Below are 15605 nucleotides of genomic sequence, written 5' to 3' on the forward strand. Positions count from 1 at the left end.
GCCTCCGGGACTGCCAACGCACGAGGCCAGCCCGGGGAGTGCCCACGGGCTTCCAGGCTTCGTGGCATGGAAACCCAGCGCCAACGGCCCCGCGCCTCCGGGCCTGCCAACGTACGAAGCCAGCTCGAGCGGGGCCCACGCGCCTCCATGCATCGTGGCATGGAAACCCGGCGCTGACGGCCCCGCACCTCCGGGATGCGATGTGTCCCTGGCTCGGCCGTGCCTCCCCCGACGCAAGAACCCCGCGTGTGTCCCGGCCCGCCGGTAGTAGCCTGTCGCGCTGACTCCGATGGAACCCGCGCCCACTCCGCTCGCAGCGCCGTCCCCGTCCGTTCCTCCTCGCGCTTCGAGGGGCCTGGATGTCTGGCCGTTGATCATCGTGGCGCTGGGCGCCTGGGTGCTGCGCGCACTGGCGTTCTTCCATCGCTCCGGCGCCATGGGCTACCCCATGGACTACGACGAGGGCGTGTACTTCTCCGCCGCGTCGCTCCTGCTGCGCGGGGACCTGCCCTACCGCGACTTCATCTTCGTCCACCCGCCCGGCAGCCTCCTGCTCTGGGCTCCCGGCGCCGCGCTCACACTGGGGCTCGACGCGGCCACCGCCTACGGCATCACCCGATACCTCGCCGCCGCCGTGGGCGCCCTGTGCGTGTTCCTCGCCGGCCGGGTGGCCTGGCGCGCCTGGGGTCCGCTCGCGGGCTGCGTGGCCGCGCTCGCCTACGCCGCGTATCCGGAGGCCGCCCTCGTGGAGCGCGGCACCTTCCTCGAGCCCCTGCTCAACGTCCTGTGCCTGGGCTTCGCGAACCTCTGGCTCGCCTCCGGCCCCCACTCCCGAGCACGCCGCATCGGCGCGGGCGTGCTCCTGGGGCTCGCCATCTCCGTGAAGCTTCCGGGTGGACTATGGCTCATCGCCGCGCTGCTCGCGCGCCCGGGGAAGGAGTCCTGGCGTCACGCGCTCCTGCCCGTGCTCGTCGCGTTCGCCACCTTCGTCGTCGTCGTGGGCCCCCTGGCCGCGCTCGCCCCGTCCGAGTTCCTCCGCGACGTCATCACCTTCCAGGCCGCGCGTCCTCCGGATGGTGAACTGGACCGTTGGCTGCGCCTGCACGAGATCTTCCACGAGCGCCGGTGGGGCGGAGTCCTCCTCGCCCTCGTGGGCCTGGGCACCGCGTGCGTGCGCGCCTTCCGAGCCGCTCCGGAGCACCGCCCCGCCGCGCGCTTCTTCGCCTGCGCGTTCGTCCTCAGCGTGGTCCTGTTCCTCGCGTCACGGACCTACTGGAACCAGTACAACGCGCACCTCGCCGCTTCGGAGGCCGTGCTCGCGGGCCTGGGCGCTTCCGTGCTCCACGCCTTCAGCACCCGCTGGGGCCGCACGGCCTCACACGCCGTGGCCGCGCTCCTGCTCGCCGCCGCGTTCATTCCCGGCGCCCGGCACGTCTACCAGAGCGCCCAACTGCAGGCCCCGGACGTGGTGGCGCTCGCGAAGCACATCCGCGCGGACGTGCCTCCCAATGCGTGCCTCTTCTCCTTCGAGCCCGGCTGGGCGCTCGCGGCGGGCCGGCTCCCCATGGGCGCCACGCCCATCGTGGATGGCTACGCCACCATGCTCCAGGACGCCATGAGCACCGGCGACCGCTTCGAGACCACCGACGAGGCCCTCTCCTCCTCCGATGCCCAGCAGGCCCTGCGCATCACGCTGGGCGCCTGCCGCTTCGTCGTCCTCGGCTGGCGGGGCACCTGGCAGCTCACGCCGGAGAGCCGCCCCTGGTTCAAGCAGCGCTTCATCCGCCGCTTCCCCGAAGGCGGCGCCGGCGGCGTGGACCTCTGGGAGCACCGCTAGCCGGCGCCCTCCACCCCGGGCACCGGCGGAACCACCGGCTCCGCCACGGACACGCCCGAGGGCATCGGCTCCGCCTGACCAATCCAATCGCGACCCAGTTGCTCCTGTACTTCCGGTTGCGACAGCGCATGCGGCCCGCGCAGCACCACGGCGCCAGGGCCCGCGTCCATCCACTCCAGCGTGCCCACCTGCCACGGGTTCGGCTCCGCGGCCCGGCCCCACTTGAGCGTCCGCACCAGGTTCACCACGAACACCAGCTGCACCGCGCCCAACGCGAACGCGGCCCAGCTGGTCCACCGGTTCAACGTGAGCAGGTGCGCGAGGAACGTGTACTGGTACGGGTCATAGAGCCGCCGCAACTGCCCCGCGTAGCCCGCCACCAGCTGTCCACCGAAGACGGCGATGAACAGCACCGCGCTCAAGAGCACGTGCACCTTGGCCATGCGCTCGTCCAACGCGCGCCCGTACATGCGGGGGAACCAGAAGTAGAGCCCCGCGAACACCGCGAGGAAGCTGGCCGCGCCCATCGTCAGGTGGAAGTGGCCCACCACCCACATCGTCCCGTGCAGCGGCACGTCCGTCGCCACCGCTCCCAGCGCCAGTCCCGTGATGCCGCCCAGGCCGAAGACCACCATCGTCGCCAGCGCCGCGAGCATGGGCGACGTGAGCCGCACGCTGCCCCGCCACAGCGTCATCAGCCAGTTGAGGAACATCACCTGCGCCGGCAATGAAATCAGCAGCGTCAGCACCATGAACGTGCGCCCCAGCACCGGCGCCATCCCGCTGGTGAACAGGTGGTGCGCGTACACCGCGCCGCTCAGCGCCGTCACCACGCCCATGGACCCTGCCGTCAGCCGGTAGCCGTGCGCGGGCTTGCGGCTGAAGAACGCCACGAAGTCCCCCACCATGCCCCACGCGGGCAGGATGAGGATGTAGACCTCCGGGTGGCCGAACAGCCAGAACAGGTGCTGGTACACCACCGGGTCGCCGCCCCCGCCCACCGCCGCCGCGCCCGCGATGAAGAACTGCGTGCCCGCCACCCGGTCCAACAGCAGCAGCACCGTGGCCGCCGCCAGCACCGGCACGAACAGCACGTTGAGCACCGCGCCGTAGAACAGCCCCCACACCACCAGCGGCAGCCGGTCCCACGTCATCCCCGGCGCGCGGCAGCGCACCACCGTGACGACGAAGTTGAGCCCGTACAGGAACGCGGACACGCCCACGCACAGCACCGCCACCGTCACCAGCGTCTGCCCCAGCCCTGGCGTGAACGCGGGCGTCGCCAGAGGGGGATACGACGTCCACCCCGCGCTCGCCGGTCCCAGCCGCACCACGAACGACACCAGCATCAGCGCGCCGCCCACCGCGTAGGCCCAGAAGCCGAACGGCGACAGCCGGGGGAACGCCATCTGCTTCGACCCGATGGCCAGCGGAAGCACGAAGTGCCCCAGCGCGCCGAAGAGCAGCGGCGTCACCGCGAAGAAGATCATCAGGAGGCCGTGCATCGTGAACACGGCCGTATACGTGGGCGGCGTCAGCGCGCCCTTCGACTCGGGCAGCACCCACGCGAGCCCCGGCACCGGCTGCCCGGGCCACGCCCACTGGAAGCGGATGAGCATGGCCAAGAGGCCACCTATCAGCAGGAACAGGAACCCGCCCCACAGGTACTGCCGCGCCACGCGCTGGGGGTCCGTCGTCCAGAGCGACTTCAGCAGCGCCCCCGCCTTCATGGCGTCCTCCACACCCAGCCCCAGTGGGCCGCCGTGTCATCCGGGTCGTAGCCCTGCTCCGCCTTGAGGCTCGCCTCGCGCAGCCACGCCGCGTACGCCTCCGGGGACAGCGCCGTCAGCATGCCGCGCATCCGGTAGTGGCTGGTGCCGCAGTGCTGGTAGCAGGCCACCTCCCACGCGCCCTCGCGAGCGGCCTGGAACCACGTCTGGTTCACGCGGCCCGGAATGGCGTCCAGCTTCACGCGGAAGGCCGGCAGCGCGAACCCGTGCACCACGTCCGTGGAGACCAACTGCACCCAGACGGGCACGTCCGCCGGCACGCGCAGGTCGTTCCACGTGACCACGTCGTCCTTCGTGCCAAACGCCCCGTCCGCGCCCGCGTACCGCGCCTCCCACGACCACTGGTGCGCGTTGATCTGGATGCGCACCGTGCGCGGATCCTCCGTGGGGACGCGGAAGTTCCAGAGCACGTCGTCCAGGTAGCCCTGGGAGCCCAGGAACAGCGTCCCATCCACCACGGCGAACACGCCCACGGCCAGCCCCAGCACCCACGCCCGCGAGCGCCGCGTGCCCCCGTCCGGCGCCACCTTCCGGGCACCCCGGAAGCGCGCCACCGCCAGCAACATCCACCCGAGCATCACCGCCGCCAGCGCCATGTCGAAGCCGTGGCTCGTGGCCAGCAGCGCGTCGATGCGGTCGCCCGTCGCGCTCGCGTTCTCCGGCGGCGCCAGGCTCCAGGCGCCACGCGCGGGCGGCACCGCCAGGGGCGCCTGCGCATCCGGCGGCGCGACGTCGCTCGCGGACGACGGGGACAACGCCGGGGACTCCGCCATCACGGATGCTCCTGTTCCACGGGGGCCGAAGCCCGCTCCACTCGCCCCGCCCGCCAGGCCGCCCAGAGCCCCACGCCCACCAGCGCGAAGGGCACCAGCATCAGCGCCAGCAGCAGTTCGCCTGCCCCACCCGGAGACTCCGGCGCCCGGGCCGTGCACGAGGGGCACGCTAGCGCCGCCGCCGGCACCAGCCCCCCGACGAGCCCGAGCCACGGCCCGGACTTCCGGAAGAGCCTCCCCGCCAGCGACCGGAAGCCTCCCCACCCGCCCGGCGAAGTGCGTCCACCCAGGGGCTGGAAGAGGGCATGGGGCATGGCCTCCGGGCTAGCACGCACCCAACGTCCCCTCAAGCAGCACCCCGTCCGCCCTGAAGCGGCCACTCTCCCTCATGCCTCGCATGCGGCCAGCCCCTACCCCGGCCGGCCCGGCGCTTGTGCGCCCCCCGCTGATGCCGTACGTGCCGACGCATGTCCGTCGAATCGCCCACCACTCCGTCCGCCCCCCGCTCCCGTCCCGTCCGCCGCTCGTGGCTCTGGGCGGGCATCGCCGTGGCGTCGCTCGGCTTCATGGGGGTGGCGGTCCACGACCTGGTGCAGGGCCGTTCCCAGCCGCCGCCCCGCCTGGGCGCGCTGCCGGACTTCACCTTCACGCGGCAGGACGGACAGCCCTTCGGGTCGAAGCAGCTCCGCGGCCACCCGTTCATCGCCAACTTCATCTTCACCCGCTGCCCCACCGTCTGCCCCGTCTTCACGCAGAAGATGGCGCGCGTGCAGGAGCACACCGCGAAGCTGGGGACGGATCTCCAGCTGGTGTCCTTCTCCGTGGATCCGGCCTACGACACCCCGGAGCGGCTGGCCGAGTACGGGCAGAAGTACAAAGCGGACTTCACCCGCTGGAACTTCCTCACCGGCGACTACGCCACCCTCAAGGACACCATCGTCCAGGGCTTCAAGATCAGCATGGGCCGCGAGGCCGGCGCCCCCGAGGACGACCTGCTCTCCATCTTCCACGGCACCCACTTCGTGCTGGTGGACGGCACCGGGGAGATCCGCGGCTACTACGACAGCGCTGACCCCGAGGCGACCCAGAAGCTGGAGACCGACGCCTTCCGCATCACCCGCGAAGAAGGCTGAGCCCCGCCACTTCCTGATCGCGCCCATACTCCGGGTGCGACACTCCGGGTCGCGTTCCACCCCGGCGCCGTGCCCGTAACGGAGCCGAAACCGGAGCCCGTAACGGAGCCGGCATCGAAGCCGGCACCGGAGCCCTCAACGCCGAAGGGCCGGCGCCCCGCCCATGACGGACGGGGACCGGCCCTGGTGCCTCGCGCGGCGTTGGCCCGCAAAGCCGAAGGGCCGGCTCCCACCTCGCGGTGAGTACCGGCCCTCGTGCCTGAGTCACGCCAGCTTCAGCGGGAAACTCAGTTGATGAGCGCCGCCTGGGCGTGGGCGAACAGGTTCTGCACGTTCTGCTGCGCGGGCTGGGAGGCCAGCGCGCCGACCTGGTCCGCGCCCTGCTTCACGGTGGTCGCGATGTCCGCGATGGACTTCACGGTGGGGGCGAACTTGGTCAGCTGGGACAGACCGGCCAGGGGGCCCTTGGCGAGCAGGGACGCGCCGGAGTCGATGAACTTGTCGACGAACGGCTTCGCCAGGTTGCCCAGGCCGAACGGGAGCTTGTCCAGGAGGCCGCCCGCGATGCCCTTCAGGCCGCCGGCGATGGCGCCCATGGGGTTCTGCACGAAGTTCAGCGCCTTGCCCGCGATGTTCGCGACGCCGCCCGCGATCTTGCCGACCGTCTTCGCGACGCTGCTGACAACCTTGCCGATGCCGCCCATGGTGATACCCCCTGCTTAAAGTGGTTTGGAGAGTGTGTGCCGGAGTGAAGCTTCAAAAGGATTCTCGGAGGGGGGAGGAAAATGTTTCCTCCTCATTTTCCGATCTATTTCACGGGGATTCCGGGCGAGCTTCAGCTGCGGGTTCCGCCGCCGCCCTTCTTCAGCTGGTCCATCAGCTCCTGGCGCTTCGCCTCGTCCTGGGGCGCCTTGGGGGCCTCGCCCGTGGGGTTCAGGCTGGGCTTGCCGGCGCCGGCGCCGGCGCCCTTGCCGGCCTCGAACTCGGACTTGGCGAAGGGGTTGCCCTGGCCGGGCAGCTCACCCTTGGCGCCCGCGACCAGGAACTCACCGACCTCATCCACCGTGTGCACGGGGAAGCCGTTCGCCTTCAGCTCCTCGTCGGACACGACGTTGAGCATGGGCTCCTTGTCCTTGTCCTGCGCGTACTCGAGCACCAGCTCGACGTAGTCCTCCAGCTTCATGCCCACGGCATCCGCGATGCGCTTCGTCTCGGGATCCTTGAGGAGCTCCGCGCGAACGACTTCCACGGGACGGGACAGACCACGCTTCTTGCCAGGGGCTTGCTGGGACATTGCGGTTTCGCTCCGGAGAGGAGAGGAAAGACGGCTGGGAACAACTCTAGCCCATCTTTCCAGTAGTACCCATTCCCCGCCCCGGGCGGCCCCACGCCCTACCCTGGGAAGCCCCGGGGTTCAGCGGACCGCGTTGCGGGGCGCGCCCTTGCGAACGGGGGCCGCGGCCTTGCGCTTGGGCAGGATGCGGGTGACGGAGCCGGGGCGGCGGGCCGCGGCGGCGGCGCGCTCCTTCTCCTCGGCGGCCTTCAGCGCCGCGGCGCGCACGGCCAGCTGCTCCGCCTGCTGCGCCCAGCGGCGCTTGAGCGCGTCCCGCAGGCCGTCCGTCTGCAGGTCCACCTGCGCCTGGTTCAGCCGGTAGTGCAGGTCCTCGCGCAGCGTGCCCCGGGTGAGGGCGGCCATCGCCGTGCCGGACACGCCCACCACCACCTTGGGCCGCTCCTCCTGCATCTGCAGGCAGCGCAGGATGAGGCCCTGGGCGTCCAGCGGCAGCTTCCCCGCGTCCGCGATGAACACCACGCCGTTGGGCTGACGGAGCGCTCCGGCCAGCTCCGGGGCCTGGCGCACCTCCGTGAGCGGAACGCCGAAGTTGCGCGCGGCTTCCTCCGCCCAGGCCCTGCGCTCATCCTCGGTGCCTCCGTGGATGAGCAGCGATGCACGGTTGGAGACGAGGTCCTCTTCTCGATAACCGCGAAGAGCCACGGGATGCCCTACCCTTCTGGGAAAGCGGGTCCTCCCAAAGTCTAACGCCCTCCAGGGTCGCCTGTTCAATCCCTTACGCGTGGGAAAAAACCAGGGACCCGTTCCGCGAGGAGCCCCTCCACTGGACGCCCGTTCCCGGGTCAAACCGAAGGCACCACCATCACGGGCCGGCGGCAGCGCAGCACCAGCTCGCGCGCCACCGCCTCCTCGAGCACGTCCGGAACCACTTCGCGGTGGGCGGACGTGCCCACGCACACCAGGTCCACGCCCTCGCGCTCCGTGGCCTGGCAGATGGCGACGGCGACGTCGTCCCCGCTGACCCCCTCCACGCTCCAGTGCACCGCCTGCGCGACCGTGTCCCCGGGCACCTGCGCCCAGAGCCGCCGCAGCACCCGGTCCTGCTCGCCGTTGGGCTCCGGGAGCACGCCGTGGAAGTCCCGGGGGCCCCGCTCGCGGCCCCGGAGCCGGTGCACGTGCAAGAGGTGCACGCGGCCTCCCGGCCCCACCAGCGAGCACGCCTGCGCGATGGCCTGTCCGGAGGCGAGGGTGAAGTCCACCGGCACCAGCGCGCTCCGGGGCGGAGGAAACCGGCGCGGCTCGCGCGCCCCAGGAGGGATGCACGCGACGGAGCGCTCCGCGCGGCGCAGCACGCCTTCCGACACGGAGCCGTGCCACAGCCGCTGCACGCCGCCGCGCAGGTGCATGCCCACCACCGTCAGCTCCGCGCTGCGCGCGTGGGCCACGTGCAGCAGGTGGTCCGCCGGGCGGCCATAGCCGGGCTCCAGCACCACCTCCACGCTGCCCTCGCCCTCCAGGTCGCCCAGGCGCTCGCGCACCTCGCGATGGAGCACGCGCTCCACCAGCGGCTCCAGCCCCTCCATGGTGCGCTCGCGCGCGTCCAGCCGCTCCACGTGCACGGGGGTGTGGATGCCCAGCCGCTCGCGCTCCTCCAGCGGCGAGCACACGTAAGCGGCCAGCACGTCACACCCGCCCACGCGCCGCAGCTCCCGCAGGAAGGTGATGGCCGCGTCGGACGTGGCGGAGCGGGGGTCCACGCCCACCATCACCAGCAGCCGGCGCCGGCCGCGGGCCCAGTCCAGGAGCGCCGTGTCCCGGCGCACCGCCAGCACCGGGGCGCAGCCGTGGCGGGCCAGGCGCTCCGCCAGGGACGTCTTGCGCCAGGGGGACGTGCGCCAGCCCTCCGCGGCCACCACCACCAGCCGGGCGCTGCGGCACTCCTCGTCCCCCAGCAGCGTCTCCACGGAGGCGCCCCGCTGCATGCGCGGCTCCACCATGCGCGCGAGCGGCCTCAGGCGCGCGGCCTCCGCGGCCAGCCCCCCTTCCGCCGCGGACAGGGCGTCCGGGGACTCCGCGTCCGGCACTTCGTCATCCACCCCCAGGAGCAGCAGCGGCTCTCCCAGGCGGCCGGCGAGCGCCGCCGCGACGGTGGCCGCGTGCGCGGCGTCGGCGGACAGGTTGGTTGCGCAGATGATGGCCATGGCGGGGCCCCCCGAGGAGGCGATGCCCGCTGGAGCCTCCCCCGTCACCAAGGATGCGCACGCCGGACACCCGGTGACGCGCGGCCCGCGCATGCCGGCCTGCCTGCCTGGCGGGGTGGGGCGTCCCGGCGGCGGGGCCCTCCCTAGCGCAGGAGCTGCTGGTGCCCGTCGTGGTTGGTGTGGTCCTGGTTGTCGCCCGCGCCGCCGCGCTGGTTCTCGCGGCCGAAGGAGGACAGGAACACGCCCTGCGAGCTGCTCGCGTACTGGTAGGGCCGGCCCCAGGGGTCCCGCGGCACGGCGTTCAGGTAGCGGGGCACCAGCATCTCGTCCAGGCTCCCCTCCTCCGGCAGCTGCCCCCCGTGGTCGGCCTGGTAGCGCTCCAGCGCTCCCAGGATGAGGGTGAAGTCGGCGTGGATCTGCTGGGCCTGCTCGGGGTCGCGGCGGCGGAAGGCGGTGAGCACCAGGGCCACGACGAGCGCCAGCCCGAACACCACCGCCACCCAGGGCAGCGGGGAGCGGCGGGACTTCTCGGGGACAGCGGACGAGGAGGAGGTGGCGGCCATGGCCCGCCCACCCTACCGCGTCAGAGGGCGCGGTAAAGCGGCACCGGCTGCTGCTTGCCCTTCAAGCGCACCGGCGGCAGGTCCTCGAAGGCGGTCTCGTTCGCGTCCACCAGCTCGCGCGTGCGCTCGCCCACCAGGATTTCCCCCGGCCCGGCCAGCGCGCACAGCCGCGCGGCCACGTTCACCGCGTCGCCAATGCAGGTGTACTCGGCCCGCATCGCGCCGCCGATGTTGCCGGACACCACCACGCCCGAGTTCAACCCCACGCCCAGCTCCAGCACCAGGGGCCGGCCCTCGCGGCCGTGGGCCACCCATTCGGCCTCCGCCACGGCGCGCAGCTCCGCCACGGCCTCCATCATCATCTTCGCGCACTGCAGGCCCCGGAGCGCGTCGTCCGGGCGGCCCACCGGCGCGCCAAAGACGGCCATCAGCCCGTCCCCCAGGAACTTGTCCAGCGTGCCGCCGCAGGTGAGCACCGCGTCCGACAGCCGGCCCAGCACCTGGTTGAGCACCGCCACCACCTGTTCGGGAGGCAGGCTCTCCGCCAGGCCGGTGAAGTTGCGGATGTCCGCGAACAGCACCGTCACCTCGCGCTTCTCTCCGGCGAGCACCGCCGCGTCCGCGCTCTTGAGGATCTCCTCCACCACCGCGTCGGACGTGTAGCGCGCGAACAGCTTGCGCATGCGCTCCGTCTCGTCCGTGCGGCGCACCACGCTCTCGATGCGCGCCGCCAGCTCGTCCAGGGACGCGGACTTGTTCACGTAGTCGTCCGCGCCCGCGCGCAGGCCGCGCACGCGCTCCGCTTCCCGGTCGTTGGCGGTGAGCATGATGACGGGGATGGCGCTGCGCGGGCCCTCCTTCAGCCGCCGGCACAGCTCCACGCCGTCCAGCCCCGGCATCTCCAGGTCGCTCAGCACGATGGCGGGCTGCAGCCGCCCCATGCCCTCCAGCGCCTCGTACGGGTCCTGGAAGCAGAGGACCTCGTAGCCCAGGGCCACCAGCCCCTCCTGCACGAACGCGCACGCCAGGGGGCTGTCGTCCACCACCACCACGCGGCGGCGCCCCTCCGTCGCGGGACGTGGCAGGTCCTGCCGGCCGACGATGCGGTTCTGCACGCCCAGCGCTTCGTAGATCTGCTTGTACGTGCAGTGGCCCAGCTCGACGAGAATCTCTCCCAGCCGCCGCCCGTCGCGCCGCTGCCGCGCCAGCGCTTCGTCCAGCTGCGCGAGCGTCACGTACTTGAGCCCCACCAGCAGCTCGCCCAGGGGCGGCTGCGCGGGCCCCTTCTCGTGGTTCAAGCCCAGGGCCTCTCCCAATGCGTCCTGAATCTGCTCGCGCGACACGTAGCCCAGGGAGATGAGCGCCTCTCCCACGCGCTGGCCGGTGAGGGCCTGCAGCGCGAGCGCCTCCTGAACCTGACCCGGTGTGACGACGCCCAGCTTGAGCAACAAATCACCGAAGAGGGGGTTTGATGCACTCACGCGGAAGCCTCCGTCACACACCCGTCCGCGGAGCGTAGCGCAACCCCGGCCGCCGCGAACCCCTCACCCCGTCTTCTCCCCTCCCTCACGTCCCCCATCCGACGGGACCGTCGTCCCTTCGGACGGTCCAAAGAGAGCACCGCGCGGCGTCCCGGGCCGGCTCGCCGTCAGTGCTGGAACACGCGGCCGAAGGCGAGGACGATCTCCAGGATGATCAACGCGACGATCATCACCTCCAGGACGTGCGAGCGGTCGATGTCCACCTCGCCCTTGAGCAGGCCATAGGTCTGCGCGAGCAGCTGTTGCTTGCGCGTGACGGAGGCCTGCCACGCGGGGATGCGCAGGCGGCGCACGGCGCCCTCGTAGACCTTGGCCAGGTAGAAGTCGCCAATGATTTTCAGGCTGTTCTCCACCCGCTCCACGAACTCGTTGAGGTCCACGAGCGTGCCCAGCGTCTCGCGCGCCAGGTTGCGGTACGGGCTGCGGAACAGGGTGAGCCAGCCGGGCTTGCGCGCCTGCACCTCGTCGTGGATGCGCGCGATGTGCTTGTCCAACCGCTCGTCGTAGTAGCGGAACTCCAGGAGCTGCGCGTTGGCGATCTCCAACAGGTCCGGGATGTCGCGCGAGCCGGACGGCTCGTAGACGAAGGCGCTGTTCCAGTCCACGACGACCAGGTCATGGGCGGTGTAGCTGAAGCGCACCTGGGTGACGGCCTCGCGCTCGCGCGGCGCGAGCGGCGCGGCGGTGCTCTCTCCCAAGAGGAGCCGCGCGATGTCCGCGCTCTGGAACAGCTCCTCCGCGGAAGGATTGCCCTGGATGCGCTCGGCGAAGATGACGGTGTAGCTCTCGCTCTGGTCCCAGAGGTGCGGCCCCTGCACGGCGGAGGCGATGGTGCGGCGCACGCCCTCCACCAGCTCCCGCGCCAGGTCCTCCAGGGCCTGGCTGTCATAGAGCTCGTCCGCGACCTGGGTGAGCGTCTCCCAGGTGGTGCCGGACGCGACGGGGACGCGCAGGATGATGGACGCGGCGCCATGGTCGAACAGGCGCGCGGTGGCGTCCACGGTGACGGGACCGTCACGCAGCGCGAGCGGCCGGCGGCCCAGCTCATAGGCCACGGGCGGGTTGGGCAGCTGGATGTACTGGCTGTTCTCGCGCGACAGCTTCAAGCGGCGCGAGTCCTCCGTGAGCGCCTTGCGCGCGCGCTCCAGGTCGATCTCCTCCGCGATGTCGAACGTGCGGTAGCAGAGGATGTGGGCCTGTTCGAAGAGCAGCGTCATTCCGGCGGGCGCGGACATGGTGCGGAAGAGCCTACTCCGCGATGTCCTCCCACAAGACGCGAAGTTCCAGCGCGAGCGCCTCGAATGGCTCCGCGTGGACGATCTCCTCGTCTACGTAGGTCCCCAGCAGCAGGTAGTGGCCGCTCTCCAGCCGGAAGACCTCCAGCGTGTGCTCAAGCGGGTCCACCAACCAGACGTGTCCGACCCCTTCGCGGGCGTAGATGGGCAGCTTCCGGAAGCGGTCCAACCGGGACGTGGACGGGGACAGCACCTCGCACAGCCAATCCGGCGCCATCGTGAAGCCTACGACGTCGGGCACCCTGGGCATCCGCTCCCGGCGCCAACCCGCGAGGTCCGGCACCAGGACGTCCTTGCCCAGGTGCAGCTCCGGCTCGGTGAGGATGATCCACCCTCCGGGTCCTCCACGGCCCCGGTCGAAGGGACCGTGGAGTTCCCCCTGCAGATGCGACGCCGCGAGCACATGCCGCGACGCCGGCCGGGGGCTCGCGTACAGCTCCCCATTGACGATCTCCCCCACCTGATTCGAGGGGAGCGCTTCCAGGTCGGCGTAGGTGGCGGGCTTTCGGGTCATCTCTGGGACGAGCAACCTAGCAGGTAGGGACATGCCCGGACACTCTCATGCCCGTCTGACACGTGTACCCCGGCGGCCGGGAGCCCCGGAAGGGCCCCCGGGCCTGAAACATTTCCGAATGTTTCACTCAGTCGCCGCCGCCCTCGGGCAGCTTGATGCCAATGCCACCCGGGCCCTCGCCGTTGTCCGGCAGGTTGCCAATGTGGCCGGGCGTGGGGACAGGGCGGTCTCCCGCCTGACGCTTGTTCTTCTGTTCGTCTTCCGGAAGCTGCGGTTCCTTCCGGGGGCTTTCGTGCTCACCCATGGTGGCTCCTTCGCACGTTGAGAGGATTTGACCTCTCCCAAGCTAGGGAGCCCGCGCCCCGGCTGGCACCCCGCCCCTGCCGGTCCGCGGAGCATGCGGGGGCACGAGCGGGGCGGATGGAGCCCTCAGACGCCCCGGGGCTTCGCGGGCGGCGTCAGGGCCGTGCGCACATCCCACAGCTCCGGGAAGAAGCGCAGGTCCAGCGCCTTGCGCAGGAAGCCCACGCCCGACGAGCCGCCCGTGCCCTGCTTGAAGCCGATGATGCGCATCACCGTCATCATGTGCCGGTAGCGCCAGAGCTGGAACCGCTCCTCCGTGTCCACCAGCTTCTCGCACATCTCATACGCGTCCCAGTGCTTCTCGGTGTCCTCGTAGATGCGCCGGAACGCCTCCATCACCTGGGGGCTCTTCTCATACGGCTGACGCCAGTCGCGCTCCACGTGGCTTCTGGGAATGTCGTGGCCCATGCGCGCCAGGTGACGCAGGAACTCGTCGTAGATGCCTGGCGACTCCAGCAGGCGGTCCAGCTCCGCGTGCACGCCCTGCACGTGCTTGAAGGGCCCCAGCGCCGCGTCGTCCTTGTTGCCCAAAAGGAACTCCAGCGCCCGGTACTGGAAGCTCTGGAAGCCTGACGCGTGTCCCAGCGTGTCGCGGAACTCCAGGTACTCGTTGGGCGTGAGCGTCTCCAGCACGCTCCACTGCTCGAAGAGCATCCGCTGGATGTGCGCGACGCGCGCGAAGATCTTGAACGACGGCTCCAGCCGGTCCGCCTGGATGTAACGGATGCAGGCGGACAGCTCGTGGATGAGCAGCTTCATCCACAGCTCGCTCGTCTGGTGCTGGACGATGAACAACAACTCGTCGTGATGGGGAGGCTGGGAACGGGGCACCTGCGCGGACAAGAGGCGGTCCAACTGCAGGTAATCGCCATAGGTCGTCCGGCCCGCGAGGTCCGTGACGATTCCAGGCTCCAGGTCGCGTTTGTTCATGGCCCGGGCACTCATGCACACCAACCCCCTCGCGGCGCAAGCACATCCTCCGCGCGGTCAATCCAGCCACGTACTCCCAGACGGAAGGACGCGGTCCACCTGTATGCCCGGGCCGGGGCGACTGAAACTGCTTAAGCGTTCTTCTGAGCGGCTTCCGCGAGCGCCTTGGAGGCAGCGCGGCCACGGGGCAGCTTGATGTCCTCCACGCTGTTGGGGTTGGCGTAGTCCGACCACTCGGAAGGACGGCGGTTGGTCTTCTCCAGCATGCGCAGCTTCTGGTAGTGCGCCGCGCAGTAGCCCTTGGTGCGGCTGGGCTTGCCGCAGCCCTTGATGGCGCACTCACGGGCGCCGCCTTCCACCGCCGCCGGCTTGCGGCCCCGGCGCTTGCCACCCACCGCCGCCACCGGCGCGCTCACCGCCGCACGGCCCGCGGGACGACCCACGGGACGACGACCGGGCTTGCCGGCCGCGGGCGCGTTCGCGCCGAAGAGGGGGCCCACCACCTGAGCCAGGGGCGCCAGCCGCTCGGCCACGCTGCGCAGCGCATCCAGGTCCGCCGTGCCCGACTCCAGACGAGACACCACGTCGCGCAGGGGCTTGAGCTGGACTTCAATCTCGTTGCGAATCATCTCGCGGAACGCCTTGTCAACTGACATTTCGACCAATCCTCGGTTTAAGGGGGGAGCATTGCCTTGGCGTGAACCGGCACGCCGGACTACCAATACCTTCCAGAAAGGCAATTGTCGAAGGAAGCGATAAAAAGTTGTGACGCCACTGCGTATCAGCAGGCGAGAAAGGCCCGGGAAATGGGTCTCGGCGACGCTTTCAGGCGCTTCTCACGCATCCCAATGCAGGGGTTCCAACAACGCTCCCCGACCGGGGGCGGGGGGCTGCTGCGAGCGATCCAGCAGTTCCTCGTACGTCAGTGCGAGGTCGTGTCCCAGTTCGTCCAATTCCTCCGCGTCTAGAGACGCGGAGAGGCGGGGGAGCACCCCGTGTTCGGTGGCCTGCACATGCGCCACGACCTGATCCTCCAGCGTGAAAAGGCGCGCCTGCCACTCGACGCCGCGAGGCGTCAGTTCCTGCAATTCCTCCATCAGCTCACGCAGGGTGAGGTGGTCCTCGGCCTCCTCCCGGGCGCGGGTGCGGCCCTCCACGCGTGTCAGCAGCGGCTGGACGCAGCGCTCCTCCAGGCGGGAGTGCAGGCGAAGGAGGCGGGCCAGGGCCTCCTGACCGTGAGTCACCTCCTCTGTGTCCGCCTCCGAAGCCAGCCGCGCCAGCAGCTCCTCCAGTTCGCGGTGTTGATGAAGGAGGATGTCGAACGGGCCGGCCATGCCCCCAAGCATCAGCACGGCTCCGGGAGCAGACAAC

17 protein-coding genes are annotated in these 15605 nt (G+C 70.8%); 2 read left to right on the forward strand and 15 right to left on the reverse strand.

The features are described from left to right. The first annotated feature begins 379 nt into the window (after nucleotides 1–379). Complete coding sequence (locus tag D7X30_RS20080; RefSeq protein ID WP_233591695.1) at nucleotides 380–1837, forward strand: glycosyltransferase family 87 protein; 1458 nt, start codon at nucleotides 380–382, stop codon at nucleotides 1835–1837. On the opposite strand, the gene D7X30_RS20085 is transcribed toward D7X30_RS20080, so the two are convergent. From D7X30_RS20085 to D7X30_RS20095, 3 genes are read right to left on the reverse strand one after another with little or no spacing between them, the layout of a single operon-like run. Then, the gene (locus D7X30_RS20085) at nucleotides 1834–3567 is read right to left on the reverse strand and encodes a cbb3-type cytochrome c oxidase subunit I (protein WP_120564558.1); all 1734 of its coding nucleotides are present in this window, start codon (nucleotides 3565–3567) and stop codon (nucleotides 1834–1836) included. The genes D7X30_RS20080 and D7X30_RS20085 overlap by 4 nt on opposite strands. Further along, entirely contained in the window at nucleotides 3564–4400 is an 837-nt protein-coding gene (locus D7X30_RS20090; RefSeq protein ID WP_120564559.1) for a cytochrome c oxidase subunit II, read from the reverse strand. The genes D7X30_RS20085 and D7X30_RS20090 overlap by 4 nt, the downstream gene beginning before the upstream one ends. After that, nucleotides 4400–4714, reverse strand: a complete 315-nt coding sequence (locus D7X30_RS20095) for a hypothetical protein (protein ID WP_120564560.1) — start codon at nucleotides 4712–4714, stop codon at nucleotides 4400–4402. The genes D7X30_RS20090 and D7X30_RS20095 overlap by 1 nt, the downstream gene beginning before the upstream one ends. 153 nt (nucleotides 4715–4867) lie before the next feature. Between D7X30_RS20095 and D7X30_RS20100 the strand changes: the two genes are divergently transcribed. After that, the gene (locus D7X30_RS20100; protein WP_120564561.1) at nucleotides 4868–5533 is read left to right on the forward strand and encodes an SCO family protein; all 666 of its coding nucleotides are present in this window, start codon (nucleotides 4868–4870) and stop codon (nucleotides 5531–5533) included. Nucleotides 5534–5820: 287 nt separating this feature from the next. Here D7X30_RS20100 and D7X30_RS20105 read toward each other — a convergent pair whose 3' ends face one another. From D7X30_RS20105 to D7X30_RS20155, 12 genes are all read right to left on the reverse strand, one after another. Beyond that, complete coding sequence (locus D7X30_RS20105) at nucleotides 5821–6237, reverse strand: hypothetical protein (RefSeq protein ID WP_120564562.1); 417 nt, start codon at nucleotides 6235–6237, stop codon at nucleotides 5821–5823. A gap of 131 nt (nucleotides 6238–6368) precedes the next feature. Next, nucleotides 6369–6827 (reverse strand): hypothetical protein, encoded by a 459-nt coding sequence (locus D7X30_RS20110; protein WP_120564563.1) that lies wholly within the window; start codon nucleotides 6825–6827, stop codon nucleotides 6369–6371. A gap of 120 nt (nucleotides 6828–6947) precedes the next feature. Next, the gene (locus tag D7X30_RS20115; protein WP_120564564.1) at nucleotides 6948–7529 is read right to left on the reverse strand and encodes a Fis family transcriptional regulator; all 582 of its coding nucleotides are present in this window, start codon (nucleotides 7527–7529) and stop codon (nucleotides 6948–6950) included. 140 nt (nucleotides 7530–7669) lie between these two features. Further along, nucleotides 7670–9028: a universal stress protein gene (locus D7X30_RS20120; RefSeq protein WP_120564565.1), complete on the reverse strand. Its 1359-nt coding sequence runs from the start codon at nucleotides 9026–9028 to the stop codon at nucleotides 7670–7672. Nucleotides 9029–9171: 143 nt separating this feature from the next. Continuing rightward, complete coding sequence (locus D7X30_RS20125) at nucleotides 9172–9591, reverse strand: type II secretion system protein GspG (protein WP_120564566.1); 420 nt, start codon at nucleotides 9589–9591, stop codon at nucleotides 9172–9174. Between the two features lie 20 nt (nucleotides 9592–9611). Next, the gene (locus D7X30_RS20130) at nucleotides 9612–11072 is read right to left on the reverse strand and encodes an adenylate/guanylate cyclase domain-containing protein (protein WP_120564567.1); all 1461 of its coding nucleotides are present in this window, start codon (nucleotides 11070–11072) and stop codon (nucleotides 9612–9614) included. Between the two features lie 167 nt (nucleotides 11073–11239). Then, nucleotides 11240–12367, reverse strand: a complete 1128-nt coding sequence (locus tag D7X30_RS20135; RefSeq protein ID WP_120564568.1) for a hypothetical protein — start codon at nucleotides 12365–12367, stop codon at nucleotides 11240–11242. Nucleotides 12368–12380: 13 nt separating this feature from the next. After that, on the reverse strand, nucleotides 12381–12941 hold the full coding sequence (locus tag D7X30_RS20140; RefSeq protein ID WP_120564770.1) for a Uma2 family endonuclease: 561 nt from the start codon (nucleotides 12939–12941) through the stop codon (nucleotides 12381–12383). A 127-nt stretch (nucleotides 12942–13068) separates the two neighbouring features. Continuing rightward, nucleotides 13069–13245 (reverse strand): hypothetical protein, encoded by a 177-nt coding sequence (locus D7X30_RS41990; RefSeq protein ID WP_014400762.1) that lies wholly within the window; start codon nucleotides 13243–13245, stop codon nucleotides 13069–13071. Between the two features lie 125 nt (nucleotides 13246–13370). Beyond that, nucleotides 13371–14234, reverse strand: coding sequence for a tryptophan 2,3-dioxygenase (locus D7X30_RS20145; protein WP_120564569.1), 864 nt, complete (start codon nucleotides 14232–14234; stop codon nucleotides 13371–13373). Nucleotides 14235–14365: 131 nt separating this feature from the next. Further along, entirely contained in the window at nucleotides 14366–14890 is a 525-nt protein-coding gene (locus D7X30_RS20150) for a cell wall protein (RefSeq protein ID WP_120564570.1), read from the reverse strand. A 180-nt stretch (nucleotides 14891–15070) separates the two neighbouring features. Continuing rightward, nucleotides 15071–15604, reverse strand: coding sequence for a hemerythrin domain-containing protein (locus tag D7X30_RS20155; RefSeq protein WP_233591677.1), 534 nt, complete (start codon nucleotides 15602–15604; stop codon nucleotides 15071–15073). Nucleotide 15605: the final 1 nt, after the last annotated feature.

Source organism: Corallococcus sp. AB011P (assembly GCF_003611605.1).
GTDB lineage: Bacteria > Myxococcota > Myxococcia > Myxococcales > Myxococcaceae > Corallococcus > Corallococcus coralloides.